The 13,128-nt window shown below is 75.0% G+C and carries 13 protein-coding genes; 3 read left to right on the forward strand and 10 right to left on the reverse strand.

Going from position 1 to position 13,128, the window contains the following annotated elements; all coding sequences use genetic code 11:
• Positions 1–126: 126 nt before the first annotated feature.
• A complete protein-coding gene (locus DMP17_RS22785; protein WP_226353929.1) occupies positions 127–999 on the forward strand; it encodes a 1,4-dihydroxy-2-naphthoate polyprenyltransferase in 873 nt (290 codons plus the stop codon).
• A gap of 12 nt (positions 1,000–1,011) precedes the next feature.
• On the opposite strand, the gene DMP17_RS22790 is transcribed toward DMP17_RS22785, so the two are convergent.
• Positions 1,012–1,473 carry a DUF4229 domain-containing protein gene (locus tag DMP17_RS22790; protein WP_337830532.1) on the reverse strand — a complete coding sequence of 154 codons (462 nt, stop codon included), beginning with the start codon at positions 1,471–1,473 and terminating at the stop codon, positions 1,012–1,014.
• Between the two features lie 300 nt (positions 1,474–1,773).
• On the opposite strand from DMP17_RS22790, the gene DMP17_RS22795 reads away from it, so the two are divergent.
• Both DMP17_RS22795 and DMP17_RS22800 read left to right on the forward strand, forming a co-directional pair.
• On the forward strand, positions 1,774–1,986 hold the full coding sequence (locus tag DMP17_RS22795) for a BldC family transcriptional regulator (RefSeq protein ID WP_073576557.1): 213 nt from the start codon (positions 1,774–1,776) through the stop codon (positions 1,984–1,986).
• Positions 1,987–2,071: 85 nt separating this feature from the next.
• On the forward strand, positions 2,072–2,305 hold the full coding sequence (locus tag DMP17_RS22800) for a hypothetical protein (RefSeq protein WP_062398018.1): 234 nt from the start codon (positions 2,072–2,074) through the stop codon (positions 2,303–2,305).
• A 128-nt stretch (positions 2,306–2,433) separates the two neighbouring features.
• Here the strand turns inward: DMP17_RS22800 and DMP17_RS46435 are convergent, their stop codons facing one another.
• The 9 genes from DMP17_RS46435 to hemB all read right to left on the reverse strand — a co-directional run bounded on the left by DMP17_RS46435 (position 2,434) and on the right by hemB (position 13,068).
• Positions 2,434–3,801 carry a nucleotide-binding protein gene (locus tag DMP17_RS46435; protein ID WP_443217968.1) on the reverse strand — a complete coding sequence of 456 codons (1,368 nt, stop codon included), beginning with the start codon at positions 3,799–3,801 and terminating at the stop codon, positions 2,434–2,436.
• A 982-nt stretch (positions 3,802–4,783) separates the two neighbouring features.
• Positions 4,784–5,740, reverse strand: a complete 957-nt coding sequence (ccsB, locus tag DMP17_RS22810; protein WP_226353931.1) for a c-type cytochrome biogenesis protein CcsB — start codon at positions 5,738–5,740, stop codon at positions 4,784–4,786.
• A gap of 6 nt (positions 5,741–5,746) precedes the next feature.
• Positions 5,747–7,393 (reverse strand): cytochrome c biogenesis protein ResB, encoded by a 1,647-nt coding sequence (gene resB, locus DMP17_RS22815; protein WP_226353932.1) that lies wholly within the window; start codon positions 7,391–7,393, stop codon positions 5,747–5,749.
• Positions 7,393–8,265, reverse strand: coding sequence for a cytochrome c biogenesis CcdA family protein (locus DMP17_RS22820; RefSeq protein WP_337830533.1), 873 nt, complete (start codon positions 8,263–8,265; stop codon positions 7,393–7,395). Before DMP17_RS22820 ends, resB begins: the two co-directional genes overlap by 1 nt.
• Before the next feature lie 96 nt (positions 8,266–8,361).
• Positions 8,362–8,958: a TlpA family protein disulfide reductase gene (locus tag DMP17_RS22825; protein ID WP_337830534.1), complete on the reverse strand. Its 597-nt coding sequence runs from the start codon at positions 8,956–8,958 to the stop codon at positions 8,362–8,364.
• Complete coding sequence (locus DMP17_RS22830; protein WP_337830535.1) at positions 8,955–9,614, reverse strand: histidine phosphatase family protein; 660 nt, start codon at positions 9,612–9,614, stop codon at positions 8,955–8,957. The genes DMP17_RS22825 and DMP17_RS22830 overlap by 4 nt, the downstream gene beginning before the upstream one ends.
• A gap of 2 nt (positions 9,615–9,616) precedes the next feature.
• Positions 9,617–10,930, reverse strand: coding sequence for a glutamate-1-semialdehyde 2,1-aminomutase (gene hemL, locus DMP17_RS22835; protein ID WP_226353935.1), 1,314 nt, complete (start codon positions 10,928–10,930; stop codon positions 9,617–9,619).
• Positions 10,931–10,979: 49 nt separating this feature from the next.
• Positions 10,980–11,747, reverse strand: coding sequence for a hypothetical protein (locus DMP17_RS22840; RefSeq protein ID WP_226353936.1), 768 nt, complete (start codon positions 11,745–11,747; stop codon positions 10,980–10,982).
• 340 nt (positions 11,748–12,087) lie between these two features.
• Entirely contained in the window at positions 12,088–13,068 is a 981-nt protein-coding gene (gene hemB / locus DMP17_RS22845; RefSeq protein ID WP_226353937.1) for a porphobilinogen synthase, read from the reverse strand.
• Positions 13,069–13,128 lie beyond the last annotated feature (60 nt).

Below are 13,128 nucleotides of genomic sequence, written 5' to 3' on the forward strand. Positions count from 1 at the left end.
CCCGGCAGCCACACCCCTGCGCCGGTCCGCACACCCGTCGCAGCGGGTGTGGCGACCGGCGCAGGGGTGTGGTCGTGCCGTGGGACGGCCCCGTCGGACGGCGGCGCGGCGGGATAGGTTCCCGGGGTGGCCACCACGGCAGAGTGGGTCGAGGGCGCGCGGCCGCGCACCCTCCCCACCGCGATCTCCCCCGTCCTCGTCGGCACCGGCGCCGCGCTCGGCGCGGGCGCCCTCGCCCCCGGCTCCGCGCTGCTCGCCCTCCTGGTGGCGGTCGCGCTGGTGATCGGGGTGAACTTCGCCAACGACTACTCCGACGGCATCCGCGGCACCGACGACGACCGTGTCGGCCCCCAGCGTCTGGTCGGCTCCCGGGCCGCCGAACCGGCCACGGTGAAGTCCGCGGCGTTCGCCTGCTTCGGGGTCGCCGCCGTCGCCGGGCTGGTGCTCACGGCGGTCTCCGGCCAGTGGTGGCTGCTGCTCGTCGGGGCGCTGTGCATCGTCGGCGCCTGGTACTACACCGGCGGCTCGCGGCCCTACGGCTACGCCGGGCTCGGCGAGGTCGCGGTGTTCGTGTTCTTCGGCCCGGTCGCAGTGCTGGGCACCATGCTGACCCAGGCCGGGCACGTCGACGCCGCCGCCGTCGGGGCCGCGGTCGGTGTCGGGCTGCTGACGTGCGCGGTCCTGGTCGCGAACAACCTGCGGGACATCCCGGGCGACCGGGTCGTCGGCAAGCGGACCCTCGCGGTGCGGCTCGGGGACCACGGCACCCGGATGCTCTACCTCGCGCTGGTGCTGGTGCCGTTCGTCGTCGCGGTCGGTGCCGCGTTCGACCGGCCGGGCCTGCTGGTGGCGCTGTTCGCGCTGCCCGCCGCCGTGCGGCCGGTGCGGATCGTCCTCGGCGGGGCAGAGGGCCCCGCGCTCATCCCGGTCCTCAAGGACACCGGCCTGCTCCTGCTGGCCTGGGGCCTCGCCGTGGCCGTCGGGCTCGCCGTCGGCTGAGGTCGCTCCCGCTCAGCGGGCCGGGCCGTCCCCCGCCGGGGAGGCCGTGTCGGACCCGGTGGACCCCTCGGCGCCGTCCGCAGCGGCGGCGGCCGACGGGGACGCGCCCGCGGACGGAGCGGCCGACGGGGACGCGGGCGCGACGGGCGTGTCCGGGGACGGCGGCGGGCCGACGTCGCCGCGCAGCTGGGCCCGCAGCGACGCCCGCTCGGACGACCGGCGGGCCGTCGACGCGGCGATCGCCCGGTCCAGCCGCTCCCGCAGCCCGCGGAACAGCACCATCGACAGCGGCAGTGCGACGACGAGCGCCACGAGCAGCGCGACGAGCCACGGCACGCCGATCAGCGCGAGGACGACCGTCACCACGGCGAGCAGACCGAGCCGCGCGAGCGTGTAGAGCGCCACCGTGGTGGCCAGCCCGGGCTCACCGGCGCGCTCCCGCGCCGCGGCCTGCGGCGAGGTCGGAGACGTCATGGCCTCCAGGGTACGGGCCGGACCTGCCGGACCGCGGCTGCCCGGTTCCACCCGGCCCCGTCCCGGACGTCCGGATCGCGGCCACCCGCCCGGGCGGCGGTCCCTCCCCGGGCGTCCCCGACTGTCCGGTTCGAGTTGTTCACCGGCTTTGCCCTTTAAGAACCCTTTACTCACACAACACCGTTCGAGTACCCGGGGTCTGAGGTGTCACGATGGCCCGGAAACCGAGAGCGGTACCCGGCCGGATGCCTCCGGCGAGCACCGTGACACATACTCCACGTGCACTTCGGGAGGATCCCCATGGCAGCTCCGACTCAGGCACCCGAGCGTCTCCTCACCCCGGGCGAGGTGGCCACGCTCTTCCGCGTCGACCCCAAGACCGTGACCCGCTGGGCCTCGGCCGGGCGGATCGGCTCGATCCGCACGCCGGGCGGCCACCGCCGGTTCCGCGAGTCCGAGGTCCGCGGCCTGCTGGCCGACCTGACCAGCGAGGCGAACACCGGTCTCCGCTGATCCGGAGCGCACACATGGGGTGAGGGTCTCGACTTCACCCGTACGTCAGGCCACCTTCGCTACGCTGGACAGCGGAGGTGGCCTGATGTTGTTCTTCCTGATCCTTCTTGTCGGCGCGGCCGTGGTCGCGGTGCTGCTCGTGCGGACCCTGCGGTCCGAACAGGTGGTCTCCGACCGCATCCCACGCGCGGAGTTCCCCTGGTCGTCGGGCCAGCGGGCCGAGAAGCCGCGCGCGACCGGCCCCGACGACGATCCCGACTTCCTGCGCGAGCTCGACGAGAAGGTCCGTAACCAGGAGGACCCGCCCGAGCGTCCCTGAGCGGGTCGCGCCGGCCGGCACCTCCCCAAGACGCCTTTACCGAAGGGCGGTCCACCCCACCGGGCGGACCGCCCTTCGGTGTCTCCGGTCACATCCGGGGCGGCGACGGGGACCGTCGCGGCCCGGGATCAGACCGGGAAGCCGTCGGCGACGGCCGCCGCCAGCTCCAGCAACGCCGTCCGGGTCGTCTCCTCCAGGCGCTCCAGGTCGATCTCCGCGCCCTCCTCCAGGTGCGGGTCGAACGGCACCTTGACCACGGCCCGGCACCGCCCCGAGAAGTGCTCGGCGACGCGGTCGAGGTCCACCCCGCCACCGGCCCGCCGGTAGACGGTGTTGATGACGACGACGGCGTTGCGGACCAGCGCCCCGTAGCCGTGGGCGTCGAGCCAGTCCAGGGTCGCCGAGGCGCTGCGGGCGCCGTCGATCGAGCCCGACGACACGACGACGATCTGGTCGGCCATCCCCAGCACGCCGTACATCGCGGAGTGCATCAGGCCGGTACCGCAGTCGGTCAGGACCAGGTTGTAGAAGTGCTCCAGCAGGTCGACCGCGCGCCGGTAGTCGTCCTCGCTGAACGCCTCCGACACCGCCGGGTCCTGCTCGCTGGCGAGCACCTCGAGCCGGGACACGCCCTGCGAGGTGTAGGCGCGGACGTCGCTGTAGCGGCGGACCCGGTCGGCGTCGCGCAACAGGTGGCGGACGGTCGCGGTGGTCTCCAGCGGGATCTTCTGGCTCAGCGTGCCGCGGTCGGGGTTGGCGTCGACGGCCACGACCCGGTCGCCCCGGTGCGACGCGAACGTCGCCCCGAGGGTCGCGGTGACCGTCGTCTTCCCGACCCCGCCCTTGAGGCTCAGCATCGCGATCTTGTGCGAGCTGATCAGCGGCCGGTTCGCGCGGGCCACGAGGTCGCGCCGGTGCAGCTCCGCGGGGCTCTCCCCCGGGTTCACCAGGCCGCCGGTGAGCACGTAGACCCAGCGACGCCACCCGCTCGTCGGCGGACGGCCCGCGCTGCCGTGCCCCGTGCGCGATGGCGCGAGGTCCAGCCCGCCGTGCGGCTCGTCGCCGCGGCGGTGCTGCGCGGCCCGGGCCTCGATCGCCTCGGGGGCCGTCCAGCGGGGCCGCTTCACCCCCGTCTGCGGCCGGCCGCGCGGCGGGGTGAGGGTGCGCTGGGGCCCGGTCTCCGCGGACTCGTCGTCCCAGGCCGCGCGCCAGGGACGGTCCCCCTGGCGGGGGCGCCGGTCGTCGCGGGAACGGTCGTCGCGGGAACGGTCCGTCCGGGGGGTCCCGGTCCGGGCGGGGGCCGCCGGGGCCGCCCCGGTGGACTCCCGTGTCCCCTCGGTGGGCGGCGCGGCGTCGGCACGGGCGCTGCCGTCCGCCCGCGCGGTCGCCGGGTGCCGTGCGGCCTCGGCGGGCCATGCCGGACCCGTGTACCCGGAGCCCTCGCCCGGCGACGGTTCCGGGGCCGGATCGGCGTAGGGCGGGTACCCGTCCCGCACCGCGCGGCCGCCGTGCCCCGCGTGCGCCGGACTCGTGGGCGCCGGAGCGGCGGGGCCGGAGTGCGGCGGATCGGCGGACACGGGCGCGTCGTCGTACCCGGCGGTCGCGGTGCGGCCCGGGGAGTCGTCCCCGGAGGCCGGGGCACGGTCCGGGAGGTCCGGGCCCGCGGCGCCGCCCTCCGGCGGGTGCCCGGTGGTCGCGGCGTCACCGACCGGGGAGTGCCCGGGGGCCGTGGCGTCGCCGTCCGGGAAGTGCCCGGGGGCCGCGTCGCCGTCCGGGGAGTACCCGGGGGTCGTGTCGTGGTCGCCGGTGTCGTCCGCCGTGCGGCCCGCGGACCGGTCGGCGCGCCAGATGAGGTCCGCGTCGGGGTCGTCGTCGGGCACCGCGGAGGCGGGCACGGCCCACCACGGCTCGGGGTCGGTACCCGCGGCGCGGTAGAGACCGGTGTCGTCGGGGCCGTGGTCCTGCACGGCCGGGTCCGGGGCGGCGTCGTCGCGCCGGTGCCGGGGGTCGCCCGCGGAGGCCGGGGCGGGCTCGTCGTCGGGGTCGGCGACGGTCGCGGAGCCGGAGGAGGCCGGGCGCGGGGTCTCGCGCAGGGCGGACAGGTCCATCCCGTGCGGCGGGGTGGACGGGTCGATCTCGTCGACCAGGTCGTCGTCGATCTCGGGCAGCTCGCTGCCCCACGCCGAGCCCGCCGGCGGGGTCTGCGTCCCGATGGCCGCGCGGCCCGGGGCGGGCGCCGACGCGGCGCGTTCGGCGGCCGACGGGGTCCGCGGCGGCGTGGTACCGGCGTCGGGGACCTGCTCCGCAGCGTCGTCACCGCCGGTCCGCCTGCGCCGTCCGAAGGACCGGCCGGGGGACTCCGTCGTGGCCCAGCGCTCCCGCACGTAGCGGCCCACCGACCCGTCGGGCTGCTCGCCGGAACCGTTCTCACTCACGGGAAACGACGGTAGCCGCGCGGAACCCGGTGGTCGAGGCGCCTCACACCCCCGCGTACGAGTGCAGTCCGGCCACCACCATGTTGATGAAGAACAGGTTGAACACGATCGTGGCGAAGCCGGCCGTGTTGATCCAGGCCGCGGCACCGGAGTTCTTCCACCCCGCGGTGGCCCGGGCGTGCAGGTAGGCGGCGTAGAGCACCCACGCGACGAAGGCCACGGTCTCCTTCGGGTCCCAGCCCCAGAACCGGCCCCAGGCCGCCTCGGCCCACACCGCGCCGGTGATGATGCCGAAGGTGTAGAGCGGGAACGCGAGCACCGTCACGCGGTACGCCAGCCGGTCGAGGGACTCCGCCGACGGCAGCTTCGCGGCCCACGACGCCGGCTTCCCGTTCCGCTTGACCAGGAACAGCAGGCTCGCCACACCGGGCACGAGCAGCAGGCCGGAGGCCAGCGTGATCGTCGTGACGTGGATGATGATCCAGTACGACTGCAGGGCCGGGACGACCGGCGCGGCGTCGAGGTAGAGCACGGTGCCGGTGACGAACATGAGCAGCACGACCGGCGTCAGCACGAACACCCCGGCCGGACGCAGACCCGGGTGCCGGCGCACGAGCACCAGCCACGCCCCGACCGCCATCAGGCACAGCGCCGAGGTGAACTCGTACATGTTGCCCAGCGGCCACCGGTAGGCGGCGAAGCCGCGCAGCACGATCGACCCGAGGTGGGTCAGGGCCGCCAGCACCATCAGCGAGATGCCGATCCGGCCGTAGCGGTCGGCACGGGAGCGGCGGCCGTCGTCGGACGGGGGCTCCTCGGGCGCCGCGACCGCCGTGGACCCGGCCCCCACCGGGGCGGGCTCCTCCGCGCGGGCCGCGGCCCGCGCGACGCGCCGGGCCGCGTACTCCAGCGACGCGAACACCAGCGCCAGCAGCAGCACGACGAGCGTCGCCTGGAACAGGCGGTCGCTCCACATCGCGGTGATCGGGTCGACGAGCATCTCGGGTTAACCGTCCTTCTTGTCCGTCGGGTCGAGCAGCTCGGTCGCGAGCCGGTCGAACTCCTCGCCGTAGCCTGCCCGGTCGGTCCGGGCCAGACCACCGAGGGCGATGTGACCGCCCCCGCCGTCGCGCGGGGACACCCGCACCCAGAACCGGCGGCGCGTGACCGACAGCGACAGCGCGAGGCCGCCGACCATCAGCACCGCCGCGGCCAGCACCCAGGACTGGCCGGGGTCGTGGCCCACCTGCAGGTTCACCCACGGGGTGACGCCGTCGAACCGGACGACCGTGCCGTCCGGCAGCCGTGTGGTGTCGCCGATCCCGAGCCGCGCCGTCCTGACGGAGCGCAGCTCGCCGTCGTCGATCTTGCTCTGGTCGACGCTGAAGATCGACTGGCCGCGGCCGTCGTCGATGCCGAGGTCGCCGAGGAGCACGTCGACGTCGGCGGTCGGCGAGCGCAGGTCCGGGTGCACCGACACCAGCTTGCCCTCGGGGTCGACCGCGCCGGTCGGTGCGAAGGTCCCGGTGACGGCGAGCTGCGTGGTGCGCCGCTGCTCCGGGTCGGTGATGCCGGGGCGCTCGAACTTCGTCGCCCCCTCCGACAGCTGGGTGCCGGACTGGTCGACCGGGCGCCACTGCACCTCACCGGTGCGGCTCTGCCCGTCCGGCCAGGTCACCGTGAACTCCGGCGCGTAGCCGTAGCCGGTCAGGTAGACGCGGTCGCCGTCGGTGCGCAGCGGGTGGTTGACCGCGATCTCGTCGGGGCGCCAGGTGCTGACGCCGTCGCGGACGTCCTGCCCGGTCTGGAACCCGACCGAGGCGCCGAAGGTCGACGGCTGGCCGTTCGGCAGCCAGGTGCCGTCGAACCGGTCGACCTTCACGCAGAAGTCGTTGAGGTCGGTGCCGTCGACGCGCAGCCCGGCGCGGAAGCTGTCGTAGCCGAGGATGGAGCTGTTGCAGAACTCGCTGCCGTCGGCGCGGACGATGACGTCGCCCTCGTAGCCGTACATCTTGCCGCCGGCCAGGCCGAGCAGGATGCCGATCAGGCTGAGGTGGAAGACGAGGTTGCCGGTCTCGCGCAGGAACCCCTTCTCCGCCGAGATCGTGCGGGAGCCGTCGTCCTCGGTGCGCTCCACGGTGCGCCAGCCGCGCAGCAGCCGCCGCGCCCTGGCCAGCCCGTCGTCGACGCCCGCGGTCGTGTCGCCCTCGGCGTGGTGCGGCAGCCGTGCCAGGTTGCGCGGCGTCATGACCGGGGGCTGACGGACCGAGCGCAGGTACTCGCCGGTGCGCGGGAACACGCAGCCGACCAGCGAGATCATCAGCAGCAGGTAGATGGCGGCGAACCACGGGCTCGCGAACACCTCGAACCCGCCGACCGCGTCGATCACCGGCGCGATGGCGGGGTTGTCGCGGTAGAAGTCCTCGACGAGGAACGCGTTCAGCGACCGCTGCGGCAGCAGGGCCCCGGGCATCGCGGCCAGCGCGAGGAGGAACAGCAGGACCAGCGCGGTGCGCATGCTGGTCAGCCCGCGCCAGGTGTTGCGCAGGAACGCCAGCACGCGGGCGAGCGGCCCGGGCCGCGGCGACGACGGGGGCACGCCGTCCGGTGTCGACACGGACGGCTGCGGCGGGGCGTCGGGCGGGGAGCTCATCAGATCGGCGGGGTGAATCCGGCGATCGACACCTGCAGCTTGACCAGCCACTGGGACCACAGACCGGAGACCAGCAGCGCCCCGACGAGGACCAGCAGCACTCCCCCGGCGATCTGCACCGCCCGGGTGTGGCGGCGCAGCCAGCCCAGCGCGCGCACCGCACGGGTCGCGCCCAGCGCGATCAGCACGAACGGGATCCCGAGCCCGGCGCAGTAGGCCAGGATCAGCACGATCCCGCGCACCGAGCCGCCCCCGGTACCGGCGGCGACGGCGACGACCCCGGCCAGCGTCGGCCCGATGCAGGGCACCCAGCCCAGGCCGAAGACCGCGCCCAGCAGCGGGGCGCCCGCGAGACCGACCCGCGGCGTCCAGTGCGAGCGGTACTCGCGCTGCAGCGCGGGGATGGCACCGGCGAACGCCAGCCCCATCACGATCATCACGACGCCGCCGATGCGCTGCAGCAGCGCCTCGTTGTCGATGAGGACGTCGGACAGCCACACGACGCCGACCATGATCGCGCCGAACACGACGGTGAACCCGCCGACGAACAGCAGCGCGGCCCCGGCGACCCGCCAGCGGCCGTCGTCCCGGACCGGTGCGGCGGTCACGGCGGCGGCACCCGCGACGCCGTTCTGGACGCCGTCCTCGGGCGCGGTCGCGGTCGGGCCCCGGCGGGCGGCGGCGCGCTCGGTGGCCTCGGCCGGGGTGACCGGCGGGGACTGCGCGCCGACGAGCCCCGCGAGGTAGGCGAGGTAGCCGGGGACCAGCGGGACGACGCACGGCGACGCGAAGCTCACCAGCCCGGCGGCGACCGAGACCAGCACTGCGAGCAGCAGCGGCCCCGAGATCGCCAGCGTCGTCGTCGCGTCCATCGCATCCCAGGGTAGAAGCCCTGCTCGGGGTGCCGCGCGGCGGGTTCTACAGCGTGTAGTTCACCGGGCGGGGCGCGACCGCGCGGTCACCCGGGGTCAGCGGGACGAACCGGACCTCGGCTCGGCGGCGAGCCGGGTGATGAGCGGCAGCAGGTCCGAGCTCCCGACCGGGACCAGGAACACCGCGGCCACCCGGGCGTCGCGGTCGAGCACGATCGTCGAGGGCACGACGTTGCGCGGGTAGCCGTCGAGCCGGGCCAGGGTGCGGCCGGGCGCGTCGTAGATCGAGTCGTAGGTGATGCCGCGGTCGGTCACGAAGTCCAGGGCGGCCTGCCGGTCGTCGCGGACGTCGATCCCGAGGACGACGGCCTTGCCCCGGGCCGCCTCGGCCACGGCCTGCAGCTCGGGGGCCTCGGTCCGGCACGGGCCGCACCAGGAGCCCCAGATGTTGATGACCCGCACCGTGTCGGGGAAGTCGCCGATGCCGACCTGGGTGCCCTCGCGCAGCAGGCTCTCGCCGCGCAGGTCGGTGATCGGCTGACGGCTCTCCGGCGGGTCGTAGGTGATGCGCACCTGGCCGCCCGGGGCGACGAACTGGAAGTCCTGGCCGGGTCCCCCGCCCGCGGCGTCGCGGCCGACGCCGCACCCGGCGACGAGCAGCAGCCCGAGCAGGGCGGGCAGCAGGCGTCTCATGCCCCGGTCACCATCGCGCCGCTCGGGCCGGCCGGCTCGGCGTAGCTCAGCCCGGTCATCCGGGTACCGGTGAACTCGATGCTGGTCAGCGAGGCGAGCGCGCACTGGCGGCGGCGCGGGTCGTGCCAGAGCCGCTGGCCCATCAGGTAGCGGCGCAGCGTCCAGATCGGCAGCTGGTGGGACACGCACACGATCTCGCGGCCGGGTGCGAGCGCCCGCGCGGCGTGCACGGCGCCGAGCATCCGGTGCGCGATCGCGAGGTACTGCTCGCCCCAGGACGGGGTGAACGGGTCGCGCAGCAGCCGCCACACCTGCGGGCGCTTGAGCGCGCCGTCGCCGACGCCGAACCGCTTGCCCTCGAAGAGGTTGCCGGACTCGATCAGGCCCTCGTCGGTGTGGATGTCGACGCCGTGGGCGTCCGCGATCGGGCGTGCGGTCTCCTGGGCGCGCTGCAGCGGCGACGCGACGACGGCGGCGACGTCGTTGCCGTCGAGGTACGCGGCGACGGTCTTGGCCTGGGCCCGGCCGTGGTCGGACAGGTGGTAGCCGGGGATGCGGCCGTAGAGGACGCCCTCGGGGTTGTGCACCTCGCCGTGGCGCAGCACGTGCACCACGGTCACCGGTCCCGAGGCGGGCGGGCTGGTCCGGTCACCCATGCTCAGGCCCCGTCCGGGCGGGTGGCGGAGGCCGCGGCCCGCGCGGCTGCGGCCAGGCCGGTCTCGATCCGCTCGAACGCCTCGTCGTCCAGCGCGGTGGAGACGAACCAGCCCTCGAAGGCGCTCGGGGGCAGGTAGACGCCGTGGTCGAGCATCGCGTGGAAGAACGCCGGGTAGCGCCAGGTCTCGGCGGCCTTGGCCCCGGCGTAGCCGGTGACCGGGGTGTCGGTGAAGAACGGCGAGAACATCGTGCCCGCGTACTGCAGGGTGTGCGCGACGCCCTCCCGCTCCAGCGCCGCGGTGACCAGCGCACCGATCCGGTCGGCGTTGGCCTGCAGGGTGACGTAGGCGGCGTCGTCGGCGTGGCGCAGCGTGGTGAGCCCGGCGGCGACGGCGACGGGGTTCCCGGCCAGCGTGCCCGCCTGGTAGACCGGCCCGGCCGGGGCCAGGTACGACATGTGCTGCGCCGACCCGCCGAACGCGGCCGCGGGCAGCCCGCCGGACATGACCTTGCCGAAGGTGTAGAGGTCGCCCGCGACGCCGTCGCAGCCGAACCAGCCCTGCCGCGACGCGCGGAACCCGGTCATCACCTCGTCGATCACCAGCAGCGCGCCGTGCGCGTGGCACAGGTCGCGCAGCCCGGCGTTGAAGCCCTCGACGGGCGGGACCACGCCCATGTTGCCCGCGGCGGCCTCGGTGATCACGCAGGCGATGTCGGCGCCGCGCTGCTCGAAGACCTGGCGGACGGCGTCGAGGTCGTTGTAGGGCAGGACCACAGTGTCGGCGGCCTGGGCGCCGGTGACGCCCGGGCTCGTCGGCAGGCCGAGGGTGGCGATCCCGGAGCCGGCGTCGGCGAGCAGCGCGTCGACGTGGCCGTGGTAGCAGCCGGAGAACTTCACGATCACCGTGCGACCGGTGATGCCCCGGGCGAGCCGGATGGCGCTCATCGTCGCCTCGGTGCCCGAGTTGACCAGCCGGACCTGCTCGACCGGGGTCCGGTCGACGATCTCGGCGGCGAGGTCGATCTCGCCCGGGGTCGGCGTGCCGAACGACAGCCCCTGCGACGCCGCGGACCGCACCGCCTCGACGACGGCCGGGTGCGCGTGCCCCAGGATCATCGGCCCCCAGGAGGAGACGAGGTCGACGTAGGTGGCGCCGTCGGCGTCGGTGAGGCGGCAGCCCTCACCCGAGACCATGAACCGCGGGGTGCCGCCGACCGAGTTGAACGCCCGTACCGGGGAGTTCACCCCGCCGGGGATCAGCTCGGTCGCCCGCTCGAAGAGGCGGGCGGACTCCTTCGGTTCCGGGTTGCTCACGGCGGTCCCTGCGCTTCCGGTGCTCACGTCCCCAGTCTCGCAGCCGGTGTCAGGACCGGCTCGCGGCCCCGAGCTTGCGGGTGGCGTACCACTCCTTCGCCGGGCGTCCGAACAGCAGCGCGACCCCGGCGACGGACAGCGCCACGACGAGCACCGCGAACAGCGGGATCGTCGGCGCCATGAGCAGCAGGAGCGGGATCCCGTAGACGCCGGCCAGCACGGCCAGCGCGATCCGGGCGCCACCGGCCCCGAGGAACGCGACGACGGCCAGCGCGATCCACACCAGCGCCAGGACGAGGAAGACCCCGCCCATCACCCGCACGAACTGGGTGAGCTGGTCCATCGTCAGACCGGTCTGGGCCAGCGCGGCGTCGATGTCGGCACGCGGGAGCCCGGTGTCGTTGAGGACCGCGTCGTTGATCGTCGCGAACATCGCGCCGATGCCCATGACCACGAACGGCAGTGCCGCCGCGATCAGCGCGACCAGCGCGGTGACCACCTGACGCGGACGGGCCGGACGTCCCTGCGGCCCGCTGCCGAGCCCCGCCGGGGGCGGCCCCCAGCCCGGCGCGGTGTTCCACTGCGGGCCCTGCCCGGCCTGCTGACCGGGCCCCGGCTGCGGCGCGGCGCCCGGCTGCGCGGTGGTGCCCGGCTGCGGCGCGGGCGCGGCGGGTGTCTGCTGCGACGGCGCCGGCGGCGTGGCGCCGCCGTGCCAGCCGTGGGGGTACGGGTTCTGCGGGTACTGCGGGTAGCGCCCCGTCGACGGCCCGGGCCGGTAGTACTGCGGGGCGTCGTGCTGTCCGGGGTTGCTGCTCACGACCTCCACGGTAGCCGTGCCGGTGTCCGGTTTGCCACGTTCGGCGGTACCCGGCGCCGCGATTCACCCCTCACCGAGCGACCGACCGGCACCACACGGCCGGGTCCGGCCGGGCCCCGCGATGCCGTTCCCCTCCGGGACGCGGCGTCGGACCCCGGTCTCGTCGAGGCCCCACAGGGAGTGCGGCGAATTCGCTTACCCGGTAAGCGAATTCACGAGCAGGGGGCCCCGGGGGGTCGCCACCCGGCGCCGCTCTTCTCCGCGGAAACCCGTCACCGCGTGAACGGTCTCCGTGAACACCGTCCCGGATGGGCGTGCCGCCGACCCCGGGTGGGCGGGGTCAGCCCCGGTCGAGCCAGGTCGCGGCCTCGGTGGCCCAGTAGGTCAGGATCACGTCCGCACCCGCGCGGCGGATCGAGGTCAGCGTCTCCATGATGGTCCGCTCGCGCTCGAGCCAGCCCCGGGCGACGGCGGCCTCGACCATCGCGTACTCCCCGGAGATCTGGTACGCCGCGACGGGCACGTCGGCGACGTCGGCCACCCGGGCCAGGATGTCCAGGTAGGCCAGGGCGGGCTTGACCATCACCATGTCGGCACCCTCGTCGAGGTCGAGTGCCAGCTCGCGCAGCGCCTCGCGGGCGTTGCCGCCGTCCTGCTGGTAGGTCTTGCGGTCGCCCTTCAGCTGCGAGTTCACCGCCTCGCGGAAGGGCCCGTAGAACGCCGAGGCGTACTTGGCGGTGTAGGCGAGGATGCCGGTGTCGGTGAACCCGGCCTCGTCGAGCGCGGCGCGGATGACGCCGACCTGGCCGTCCATCATCCCGCTGGGGCCGACGAGGTGGGCGCCCGCGCGGGCCTGCTCCACGCCCATCCGGGCGTAGATCTCCAGCGTCGCGTCGTTGTCGACGCCGCCGTCGGCGTCCAGCACGCCGCAGTGCCCGTGGTCGGTGAACTCGTCGAGGCACAGGTCGGACATGACGACCAGGTCGTCGCCGACCTCGGAGCGCACGTCGCGCAGGCCGACGTTGAGGATCCCGTCCGGGTCGACGGCGCCGGAGCCGGTCGCGTCGTGGTGCTCGGGGACCCCGAACAGCATCACGCCGCCGACGCCCGCGGCCGCCGCCTCCGCGGCCGCCTTGCGCAGCGAGTCGCGGGTGTGCTGGACGACCCCCGGCATCGAGCCGATCGGGACCGGCTCCGTCGCGCCCTCACGGACGAACATCGGCAGCACCAGCTGCCGCGGACGGACCTCGGTCTCGGAGACCAGCCGCCGCATCGCGGGGGTGGTCCGCAACCGTCGGGGACGCTGCGCCGGGAAACCCATGCGGACCAGGCTACGACCGCCCCGGACACACGTCGGCCCCGCACCACCTCGGGAGGCGGT

It is taken from the genome of Pseudonocardia sp. TMWB2A (genome assembly GCF_017312135.1).

Bases quoted from the DNA above. Each gene is read 5' to 3' on its own strand.
- DMP17_RS22790 (WP_337830532.1), bottom strand. From the start codon at position 1,473: ATGACGTCTCCGACCTCGCCGCAGGCCGCGGCGCGGGAGCGCGCCGGT.
- DMP17_RS22795 (WP_073576557.1), top strand. From the start codon at position 1,774: ATGGCAGCTCCGACTCAGGCACCCGAGCGTCTCCTCACCCCGGGCGAG.
- DMP17_RS22800 (WP_062398018.1), top strand. From the start codon at position 2,072: ATGTTGTTCTTCCTGATCCTTCTTGTCGGCGCGGCCGTGGTCGCGGTG.
- ccsB (WP_226353931.1), bottom strand. From the start codon at position 5,740: ATGCTCGTCGACCCGATCACCGCGATGTGGAGCGACCGCCTGTTCCAG.
- resB (WP_226353932.1), bottom strand. From the start codon at position 7,393: ATGAGCTCCCCGCCCGACGCCCCGCCGCAGCCGTCCGTGTCGACACCG.
- DMP17_RS22820 (WP_337830533.1), bottom strand. From the start codon at position 8,265: ATGGACGCGACGACGACGCTGGCGATCTCGGGGCCGCTGCTGCTCGCA.
- DMP17_RS22825 (WP_337830534.1), bottom strand. From the start codon at position 8,958: ATGAGACGCCTGCTGCCCGCCCTGCTCGGGCTGCTGCTCGTCGCCGGG.
- DMP17_RS22830 (WP_337830535.1), bottom strand. From the start codon at position 9,614: ATGGGTGACCGGACCAGCCCGCCCGCCTCGGGACCGGTGACCGTGGTG.
- hemB (WP_226353937.1), bottom strand. From the start codon at position 13,068: ATGGGTTTCCCGGCGCAGCGTCCCCGACGGTTGCGGACCACCCCCGCG.